Annotated in this window: 9 protein-coding genes and 2 pseudogenes; 4 read left to right on the top strand and 7 right to left on the bottom strand. The window is 68.9% G+C overall.

The window, feature by feature from the left end:
* The coding region (locus tag C3488_RS38065) for an MFS transporter (RefSeq protein WP_103845410.1) at positions 1-1,451 on the top strand (1,451 nt) is incomplete at its 5' end.
* Positions 1,452-1,678: 227 nt separating this feature from the next.
* Here C3488_RS38065 and C3488_RS42250 read toward each other — a convergent pair.
* From C3488_RS42250 to C3488_RS38030, 6 genes and pseudogenes are all read right to left on the bottom strand, one after another.
* Positions 1,679-2,197: a YbfB/YjiJ family MFS transporter gene (locus C3488_RS42250; RefSeq protein WP_258053902.1), complete on the bottom strand. Its 519-nt coding sequence runs from the start codon at positions 2,195-2,197 to the stop codon at positions 1,679-1,681.
* A 931-nt stretch (positions 2,198-3,128) separates the two neighbouring features.
* Positions 3,129-3,275, bottom strand: a complete 147-nt coding sequence (locus tag C3488_RS42820) for a DUF1330 domain-containing protein (protein WP_219822375.1) — start codon at positions 3,273-3,275, stop codon at positions 3,129-3,131.
* A 157-nt stretch (positions 3,276-3,432) separates the two neighbouring features.
* Entirely contained in the window at positions 3,433-4,122 is a 690-nt protein-coding gene (locus C3488_RS38050; RefSeq protein ID WP_103845409.1) for a type 1 glutamine amidotransferase domain-containing protein, read from the bottom strand.
* A 94-nt stretch (positions 4,123-4,216) separates the two neighbouring features.
* The gene (locus tag C3488_RS38045; protein WP_103845408.1) at positions 4,217-4,810 is read right to left on the bottom strand and encodes a TetR/AcrR family transcriptional regulator; all 594 of its coding nucleotides are present in this window, start codon (positions 4,808-4,810) and stop codon (positions 4,217-4,219) included.
* Between the two features lie 544 nt (positions 4,811-5,354).
* Positions 5,355-5,750, bottom strand: a complete 396-nt coding sequence (locus C3488_RS38035) for a cupin domain-containing protein (protein ID WP_103845406.1) — start codon at positions 5,748-5,750, stop codon at positions 5,355-5,357.
* Positions 5,747-7,194, bottom strand: a pseudogene (locus tag C3488_RS38030) (MFS transporter). The gene C3488_RS38035 and the pseudogene C3488_RS38030 overlap by 4 nt, the downstream one beginning before the upstream one ends.
* Before the next feature lie 57 nt (positions 7,195-7,251).
* Here C3488_RS38030 and C3488_RS38025 point away from each other — a divergent pair.
* Positions 7,252-7,920 (top strand): TetR/AcrR family transcriptional regulator, encoded by a 669-nt coding sequence (locus C3488_RS38025; RefSeq protein ID WP_103845405.1) that lies wholly within the window; start codon positions 7,252-7,254, stop codon positions 7,918-7,920.
* 163 nt (positions 7,921-8,083) lie between these two features.
* On the opposite strand, the gene C3488_RS38020 is transcribed toward C3488_RS38025, so the two are convergent.
* A complete protein-coding gene (locus C3488_RS38020) occupies positions 8,084-8,335 on the bottom strand; it encodes a hypothetical protein (RefSeq protein WP_308460714.1) in 252 nt (83 codons plus the stop codon).
* A gap of 264 nt (positions 8,336-8,599) precedes the next feature.
* Between C3488_RS38020 and C3488_RS38010 the strand changes: the two are divergent.
* Positions 8,600-8,857, top strand: a pseudogene (locus C3488_RS38010) (IS630 family transposase); the annotation flags it as partial.
* A gap of 44 nt (positions 8,858-8,901) precedes the next feature.
* Positions 8,902-9,474, top strand: coding sequence for a S1 RNA-binding domain-containing protein (locus C3488_RS38005; protein WP_103845404.1), 573 nt, complete (start codon positions 8,902-8,904; stop codon positions 9,472-9,474).
* Positions 9,475-9,580 lie beyond the last annotated feature (106 nt).

The raw sequence follows: 9,580 nt of genomic DNA, 5'->3' as shown, positions 1-9,580 counted from the left end.
CCCAAGCCGAGGTCTTGTGGTTCATCAACATCTACACCATCAGTCTGGCCGCGTTGCTCCTGCCGCTCGGCGCAATGGGCGACCGGTGGGGCCGCAGGCCGGTGCTGCTCGCGGGCCTGCTCGTCTTCGGAACAGCGAGTGCGGCGGCCGGCCTTGCCACGTCATCCGAGATCATGCTCGCTGCGCGTTTCCTGAGCGGCGCAGGCGCAGCGATGATCATGCCGGTCACCCTCGCCGTCATCACCTCGATCTTCCCGGACGAGGAGCGCTCCAAGGCGATCGGCGTGTGGACCGGCGTCGCCGGCGGTGGAGGCATCCTGGGGATGTACCTGTCGGCCGTCCTGGTCGATCTGGCGAGCTGGCGGTGGCTCTTCGTCCTGCCGGTCGTGCTCGTCGTCGCCGCCGTCGTCATCGCGCTGCGATCCATCCCGAACTCGCGCGCGGCCTCAGAGCACCGATTCGATGCCGTCGGTTCGCTGTCGTCCGTGGTCGCGGCGGTCGGGCTCGTCCTGTTCCTCCACGAGGGCCCCGCACGAGGCTGGACCGCGCCGGCGACGCTGCTGAGCCTCCTCGTCGGCGTCATCGCAGCCGTCGGATTCGTGGCATGGGAGCTGCGACGGCAGGCTCCACTCCTCGACGTCCGCCTGTTCAGCGAGCGAGGTCTCGCGAGCGGTTCGGTGTCGCTCTTGACGGTCTTCGGCGTGCAGGCAGGGATCTTCGTGGTCCTCTTCCCGTATTTCCAGGCGGTGCTCGGCTGGTCCGGCCTTCGCTCCACTCTGGCGCTGATGCCGATGGCGCTGCTGATGATGTCCGCCTCGGGCCTCGCTCCGCAGGCAGCCGCGCGCATCGGCAGCCGCACGACGATGGCCTCGGGGATCCTCCTGGGCGGAGCGGGACTGGTCCTGATGGCCACCTTCGTCTCCGTCGACGGCGGGTACCTCTCGATCCTCCCCGGCATGCTCGCCATGGGACTCGGTATGGGTTTGACGATGACGCCCTCCACCGAGGCCATCACCACCGCCCTGCCGCGTGAGCGTCAAGGTGTCGCCTCCGCCCTCAACGACGTCACGCGGGAGTTCGGCACCGCGCTCGGTGTCGCGCTGCTCGGAGCGGTCCTGACCTCCGGCTACCGTGGCGCCATCGACTCCCGGCTCGACAAAGTGCCGGGCGACGCCGCCGACACCGCCCGCGAGGGCGTCGCCAACGCCCTCGCGGCCGCGGACGGGGCCGGCCCCCAGGAGCAGACGCTGATCCGAGCCGCCCAGGAGTCCTTCGTCGACGGCTGGCAGCAGGCCATGTGGGCAGGCGCAGCAGTCATGGCGATCCTGTTCGTCTACGTTCTCGCGCGAGGGCCGCAGCAACGGACCCAGGGTGGCGGTGGCAAGAGCCGTGACTCCAACGATGTAGTCGCCGACCTGCGCCGACTCACCGAGGGGAACACCAGCCGTTGAGACGGGGCCCATCCCCGCCAAGTGCGTGTCTCTGATCCCCGCGCCCCTCTGGCTGCCCTCGGGGCCGGCAATCCGAGTGCAGCCGGCGCCACGGTACCGATACGGTCCGCGAGTGAACGTCGCGCGTGCGGCACAGGCTTTGCGGGCTGATGTGACTTCCCGAAGTCGCCAAAGATTGCGGTTCCTGCCAACCTGCTCCGGCTTCGGGGAGCTTGCGGAGCAGGAGATCAGCGGCGCGGCGCGGGCAGTTTCCGTGCCAGGCGGGACGGTTCGATCATGTGGCCCAGCCGGTGCGGGTAGCGGACCCTGAGCGCTGCTGCCGCACAGTGGCGGCGGCCAGGACGATGCTTGCCAGCAGCAGGGGGCTGAGTCCCGGTTCCGAGCAGGGGCCGGGAGATCAGGGGACCGGTGATCTGCCCGGCTCCGTAGCCCGCCGTCAGTAGCGCGACGGCCCATGGCACTTGGAGGTGCTCACCGAGGGCCAGTGCCAGAGAGGTGATGCCCACGAACGTGCCGCCGAAGGCAGCCGCTGCGACGAGCAAGCCCGGTGAGGGCGATACCGGCGGCCTGGAGCAGCAGCGCCACGGCCAGCCGGGTGGGGCGGCTGAACCGCCGAGCCAGGGCTGTCCACAGTGCTGACCCGGGGATCGCGGCCAGTCCGACGACGACCCACGCGCCTGTGCCGACCATTTCCATGAGACCGCGGTCAGCAGCAGCGTGAGGACGGTCGCGATCCACCACGCCATACGCCATGTCGCCACCTCGCGAACGGCCAGCACGATCCCCGCGCCGATACCCCCGAATCCCCAGCCGACCAGGTGCTGGGCCGAACCGGCGCAAGCCGGACAACAGCGCCCCGACCGCGTAGACGAAGGCGAGCGCGCTGGTGAACCCGGCGATGAGGCCGCAGCCCTGACCAGGGGGTGACGTCCTGCGTTGAGCGGCATCAGAGCCAGAGAAGCAGCCATCACGATCATCGAGGCACGCATCACCGAGCGGGAACGGACCAGCCGGGGTGCGAAGCTGCCGGCCAGGCAGCCGACGTAGTTGGCTCGCCAGGTTGGCCCCGCTCGTGGCCGAGAGGCCCGCCTGGTCGTGCGTCAACGGCAGGATCGGGGTGTAGACGAAGCGGCCGACCCCGTTGCCGGCGGCCAGCGCTGCGGCTCCCCGGTGGGCTATGACGCAGGATGCAGGTCCGGGAAGTCGGCGTTCGACCGACGCCCGTTCGAGGGTGAGAGTCACGGAACGGGCCTTTCTGGAAGTGCCTGGCACGGTGCCGCCGGATCGGGCGGCGGCATCGTCGGCGCCAGGTCCGCGGCGGCATCGCCGCCGAGACCCTTCGCGGCCCATAAGTGGCATCAGCAGGGTGGAAAGCCGGGTGTCCGACATCTGGTCCAGGCCTCGCCCGTGCAGCGGGGCGCCTGCTCGTTGCCCGGCCGGCTCCCCCGCCTGGGGTCTGCGAACCGGCCGAAACCGCGGCGGGTGCCGACCGGGCTCAGTGGCGCGGCGTCGTCAGTACGGTGACGGCTCCGGCAATGGGGGTGTCGCCGTCGGCGAGTCCGACTTCGGCTGTGAATTCCCGCCGGCGATCAGATCGCCGCTTCACCGGTGTGGCGCCTGTGGCTCGGACGGTGTCCGTCTGCGCCGCACTGCGGTGCAGACGGACACCTTGTCGTCTCAGCGGGCCTCGGTTTCGTCGACTCCTTCGAGGACGCACACGCGGCAGGCCGCACCAGCTCGGCGGTGGGGCAGCGCTGCCTGGCAGGCCGGGCTCTCGTACCATGCCCGCGCGTTGGCAACGCTCGGGAAGCGATGGGTCAGCACACCGTCGAACGGGGCGCACCCTCCAGGGTTTCGATCGCCCCGTATCCCACGAGAGATGTCACCTCGCGACCTGCCCGGGCCGCCCGGGCCGAGCCGGCGTAGAGGGCCGGCCCGGGCGGGTCACTCACGCGCTCGTGGAGCATGACGACGTAGGCGCTCACACGCCGCCCTTGGTGACCAGCTCGATCAGGGCGTCGGCTGCAGGAGCCGAGGACGCCGGGTTCTGCCCGGTGATCAGCAGACCGTCCTGCAGAACATAGGGCTGCCAGTCGCCGGTCTTGGAGTAGACGCCTCCGAGCCTGGTGAGTTCGTCCTCGACCAGGAAGGGGACGACGTCGGTGAGCTGGACGGCCTCCTCCTCGGAGTTGGCGAATCCGGTGACGTTCCTACCCGAGACCAGCGGGGTGCCGTCCTCGTTGACGGTGTGCCGCAGGACGCCGGGAGCGTGGCACACCAGTCCCACCGGCTTGCCCGAGCGCAGGGTCGACTCGATCAGCCGCGCGGAGTCGGTGTCCTCGGCCAGGTCCCACAGCGGTCCGTGCCCGCCGGGGTAGAAGACCGCGTCGAAGTCGCCGGCCGAGACCGCGCCGAGGCGCACGGTGTCCGCCAGCGCGTTGGTCGCCTCCAGGTCGGCCTCGAAGCGCCGGGTGTCGTCGGTCTGGAAGTCGGGTTCGTTGCTCTTGGGGTCCAGCGGCGGCTGTCCGCCCTTCGGCGAGGCGAGAGTGATCTCCCACTCGGCCTCCTTGAAGCGGTAGTACGGCGCCGCCAGCTCCTCCAGCCAGAACCCGGTCTTGACGCCGGTGTCCCCCAGCTCGTCGTGCGAGGTGAGAACGATCAGAACCTTCATGACACACTCCTTGCGTGCGAGTAGACCAGTCTACTATTAGAGTGAAGAGGCCCCCACGACCAGATCGGGCATGGGGCCTTCTACACGTGGGCCTTTACAGGTGCAGCAGCTTGCGGGTCACCGCTGTGGCGGTGTCGAGCGGGGCCAGGCTGCGATGGATCTTGGCCATGACGCTCGCCCCGAGCCACATGTCGTACAGGGCCTGCGCGACGTCGCGGGCCTCACCGTCGACCGAGAGAGAGCCGTCCTCCAGGCCGCTGGCGATCGTGCGCTCGATGCGGTCGACGATTGCGCTCGTACCCTCCTTCAGTGCCAGACGCATCGACTCCGACAAGTCCGCGACCTCGGCACCGAGTTTCACGGCCAGGCACTTGCCCTGGCACTCCTCGACGCTCTGCGCCTGGCGCCACTGCTGCCAGTAGGCCATCAGCCGCTCGGCCGCCGACTGGCCGGAGTGGGCGAGAACACCGTCCATGTCCGTGAGGTAGTCCGCGAAGTAGCTCTTCAGGATCGCTTCACCGAAGGCGTCCTTCGAGGCGAAGTAGTGATAGAACGACCCCTTCGGCACGCCGGCCTCCGCGAGCACCTCATTGATACCGACAGCCGAGTAACCCTTGCGGGCCATGATCCGCTGGGCGGTATCGAGGATGATCCGACGAGTGTCCGTGGTGCGCGTGGCGACTGGCATGCAAAAAACATAGCATTCGAGTAGACCAGTCGTCTAAAGGCTGGGCTGCCGGCCACTCCGCACCCCTCGACCACACCGTCCGTCGTCCTCACAGCAGCCGCACCAGACCGCATGGCCCTCTACGACCGTCGAGCCCACAGCGCACTGCGCACCCTCGGCATCATCCTCAGCCACGCACCCGGCCCCTACAGCCGCTACAGCCGCTACATAGAAGCAATCGAGGATCTTGCGCAGGGCCTGGATGAAGTTCAGGCGGTTGGTGACCGTCGTGGCCGCGCCGATGACGTGGGCCAAGTCGGTGCTGTCCAGGAGGTTCTTCAGCGCACCTCCGAGGGGGAACCGGCCCCCGCTCCAGAGCTATGGCGGGTTGAGGGCTCAGCTGACGCCGTGGACGACGGTGCTGTCCTGGAAGTTCGTCGTCTTGTGGGGCCGGCTGGGTCGCGATGTCCCCGGCAAGCACCTTGTGCCGGCGGGGCCCGGCGCCGCCAAGCCTTCGGGTGAGGTTCGTGGTGGCCCGGCAGCCCTTTTACCGGGCCACCTCCGATCAGTGGGTGTCAGTACGCTTTTCGAGGCGGGTGCCTTGGCGGAGGGTGATCGACATCAGGTCGCTGGGGGCGTCCAGCTCCAGGCGGTGCCAGCGGCCGCGGGGGACGATCACGGCGGCGCCTGCCTGCAGTTGCACCATGTCCTCGGTCTCGCCGGGCACGTCGGGCCGGAAGTAGAGGCGGATGCCGCCGGTCAGGCAGCACACCGCTTCCTCGGCCTCCGGGTGCATCTCCCAGTGGTCGGCGTGAACGTCGGCGTTGGTCTCCACGTGGAACGCAGCGATCTGCCAGGCGCCGGAGCTGCTGCTCGTCATCTGCCGTTCGACGGCTCGGACGTCGCCGTCGGGGTGGAAATGCAGCGCCGAGGTGAACAGGTCGATGGTCGTGGTCGTCATGACGGAGTTCCTTCCAACTGGTTGTGTGCGGGGTCGGTGGATCGCGGGACAGGGGTGACGGCTCGGCGGCGCGGCAGTACACCGATGGCCACGACTGCCGCGAGTACGAAGACGGCGGAGGCGATGGCCAGGCCCAGGGCGTAGCCGTCGTTGAGTGCGGCGGGGTCGGCGGTCGTGCCGGTGCGGTGCGCGGCGATGGTGGTCAGGGCGGCCAGGCCGATGCAGCCGCCGAGTTGGCGGGAGCTGTTCATGAGGCCGCCGGCCATGCCGGCCTCACGCGGAGCGACGCCGGTGGTCGCGGCGGCGGCAACCGGAGCCAGGACCAGCCCGGCACTGACGCTGGTGACGAGGGACGGGCCGAGCACGTCGGCGAGGAAGCTGCCGTCGGGGCTGATGAGGGCGAACCAGGCCAGGCCCGCGGCGGCGAGCAAGGCGCCGGGCACCAGGGATACGCGGGGGGTGCGGGACGCGGTGAGGCGAGTAGCGACGATGGTTCCCGCGACCAGGCCCAGGGAGAAGGGCAGAAATGCGGTGCCGGCCGCTGCGGCACCCATGCCCAGGACCTGCTGCATGTACAGGGACACGAAGTAGAACGCCGTGAACTGCCCGGCCGCGGCCAGGAATACCAGCACGTTCGCGCCGGCGACCCAGCGGCTGCGCAGCAGACCGAGGCGCAGCAGCGGTGCGGCGACCCTCGTCGCCACGGAAGCGAACGCGCCCAGCATCACGGCTGCGGCAGCGAGGGTCGCCCATGTGGCCGGGGGTTCCAGCTCAGGGTGTCGGAGCGGACGACGCCGAGCACCAACAGCCCGACTCCGCCTGTCACCAGGAGGACGCCCAGTGCGTCCAGCCGCTCGCGCCGGGCAGGTGATGCTCCGGCGGGCACCCCTGCGGGGATGAGCGCAAGAGCCGCCGCGACGATGGGCAGGTTGATCAGCATGACCCAGCGCCATCCCGCGTACTCGGTCAGCAGTCCACCGGCCAGCACGCCCAGTGCGCCGCCCGCGGCGTTCACCGCGCTCCACACGCCCAGTGCCCGGACGCGCTGGGGGCCTTCAGCGAAGGTGGTGGTGAGCATCGCGAGCGCGGCGGGCGCGGCCGCGGCGGCGCCGAGGCCCTGACCGGCGCGTGCGGCGATCAGTTGCCAGGGATCCTGGGCCAGCCCGCCCACCAGCGAGCACAGCCCGAAGACGGTCAGCCCCAGCGCGAACATCCGACGCCGGCCGTACAGGTCGCAGGCGCGTCCCCCCAACAGCAGGAACCCGCCGAACGTGAGCGCATACACGTGCACGGCCCACGACAGGTCGAGCGATGCGAATCCCAGCGCCGTGCGGATCGCCGGTAATGCGACGTTGACCACGGACATGTCCAGGGCCACGACGAACTGGGCGACGGCGGCAGCCGCCAGCACCACTCCGGGCCTCCCGCGGGAGTTTCTATACATGTACGAAAAGTTAGCGCCGGGGTTCGCCGTTGTCGACACCTGGGGAATGATGGGGGCATGCCGCAACCGTCCGAACCACGCAAAACCCTGGGCCGACCTCCCCGCATCTCTCGCGAGGAGATCATTGAGACAGCCCGCCGGATCGTGGATGAGGGAGGCGTGGACCGGCTGACCATGCGGCGGCTGGCCACGGAAGTCGGCAGCACGCCGATGGCGCTCTACCACCACGTCCGCGACAAGGAGGAACTGCTCGTCCTCCTGTTGGACGACTACGCCGCCCGGACCCTGCGCCGACCGGAACTGCCCGCCCACCCTCGTGAGCGGATCATCGTGGCCGCGACCGCAATCCACGAGGCGCTCGCCGCCTGCCCCTGGATCGTAGAAGTACTGACCGCCGACGACTTGCTGTCCACGAGCGCGCTGTGGTTCGTCGAGCAGATCGTCGAAGGCCTGGTCGAATGCGGCCTCTCCCTCGACCGGGCCGTACACGGCTACCGTGCGATCTGGTACTACACCGCCGGAGAGATCGTGGTCAGGGCAACAGCAGCCCGACGGCGCGCACGTGATGACCGTGCGACCTACCGGGAGCAAGTCTTCGCCGAACTCGACCCGAGTGAGCTGCCCCGCTTGGCGCAGGCCGCAGGCCGTTGGGCTCCGCTGACCGCCGAGGACACCTACCGGGACGGGCTCCAGGCCCTGGTGGACGGCCTTCTCGTCAGCCGCTGACAGACTCGCCGCCGACGATGTGCCTGGCCGCTGACACCACGGCTCTCAAGTGTGGCAAACGATCCTTCAACAGCACCTACACACAATGAGGAGAGGTGCTCCGGCTTCTTGTCAGCCAATGAAGCAGGAGCGCCCCATTCCGATCTCCAGCGCCCTACAGGCACTACCGGTTATCGAGGTGCTGGTGGGAGGTTCCCTGCTGCTTGAGCCAGACCTCCAGCCCGGCGGCCGCCGCATGCCGCGCGGTGGTCTCGATCCGGTCCGGGTCGCCGCCCGTGATGCGGATCGCGGTGCAGTGCAGATCTTCGGCGATGACCCGCATCTCCCGCGCGACGACGTCGGCGTCGAAGACAGGGCGGGAGGTATCGCCGTTGGGAAAGGTGCCGGTGTCGTAGTGGATGCCTTTTCCTCGCACGCCGTGCGCCTCCGATGAGAACCCGCGTATCGCCTACAGCGCGATCCTCAAGTCTCCAGCGGCGTCAGAGTCAAGCCCGGCTGGTGATCAGCCGTTTGAACCCGATCGCTGCGGAGGGCTCGGCGGTCGCGGGACTGCGCAAGTGCCGCGTGCAGCACCGTTCGGCGACCCCGAAGCCCTCGAGACAGCATGCGAGTCGCAGGAAGGCTTCCTGGATGCCAGCACTGCGTTCCCAGCGGATGCGCAAGCGTCGGAAGCCATGGGTTGTGCTTCACCCCGACCTACGCATCCCGGGCGAACCCGATCGAGGCACACTTCGGACCGCTGAGGCAGTTCACCATCGCCAACTCCCACCATCCCAACCACACCGTGCAGACCCGGGCGATGCACGCCTACCTGCGCTGGCGCAACGCCAACGCCCGCCACCGCGACGTCCTGGCCGCCGAGCGCAAGGAACGCGCCCGCATCCGCAGCGAGAGAGGCGTCCACTGGGGCGGACGCCCCCTCAAGGCCGCAGCCTGACTGCACCTCCCGCCCAGCACAGCTCCTCGTGAAAGGCTGGGAGCATGATGGGCGAACGGTCGGAGAACCCAGAACTCTGGGCGTTCCTGGAATCACTGCACTACGGTGAGCTCCTTTCCGGCACCGTCACAGCGATCGAACGGTACGGCGTATTCGTAGCGCTGGACGACGGTCCCGACCACCCGGTCTTCCCCGGCGTCGGGTTCATCACGGTCCCCGAACTGTCCTGGCCGCGCTTCGAAGCAGCCTCCGACGTGGTGCAGATCGGACAACGGGTCTCATGCGAGTTCCTCCAGTTCGACACATGGAACCTGGAGGCCAGACTGTCCCTGCGAGCGACGCAACCGGACACCTTCCAGGCATTCGCCGACGGCATCGCGGTGGGGCAGAAACTGCACGGGCAGGTCACCAAGCTGGTCCCATTCGGCGTCTTCGTCCAAGTCGCCGACGGAATCGAGGGACTGGTCCACCTGCGAGAGCTCACCTGGACGCCCGCGCAAACTCCGTCGGATGCCGTCCAGGTCGGCGACGAGGTCACGGTCGTCGTCACCGAGATCGACCGAGAGCGACGCAGGCTGGCCCTCTCCCGACGACAAGCCTCATCCGAGCACCAGTGACCCTTCCGTATTCCAGCGGCGTTTCCCTTGCACGAACGTTCCCGAGCGCCTGCTCCGCGAAAGGTAGGCACACATCCCAACCCGGTGAACCTATGCGGTCACAGCA

Origin of the sequence: Streptomyces sp. Ru72, assembly GCF_002920635.1 — a bacterium.
In the GTDB taxonomy this organism is placed as follows: Bacteria; Actinomycetota; Actinomycetes; order Streptomycetales; family Streptomycetaceae; genus Streptomyces.
The sequence above is the reverse complement of the archived record's forward strand: the minus strand, read 5'-3'. Positions and strand labels throughout refer to the sequence as shown.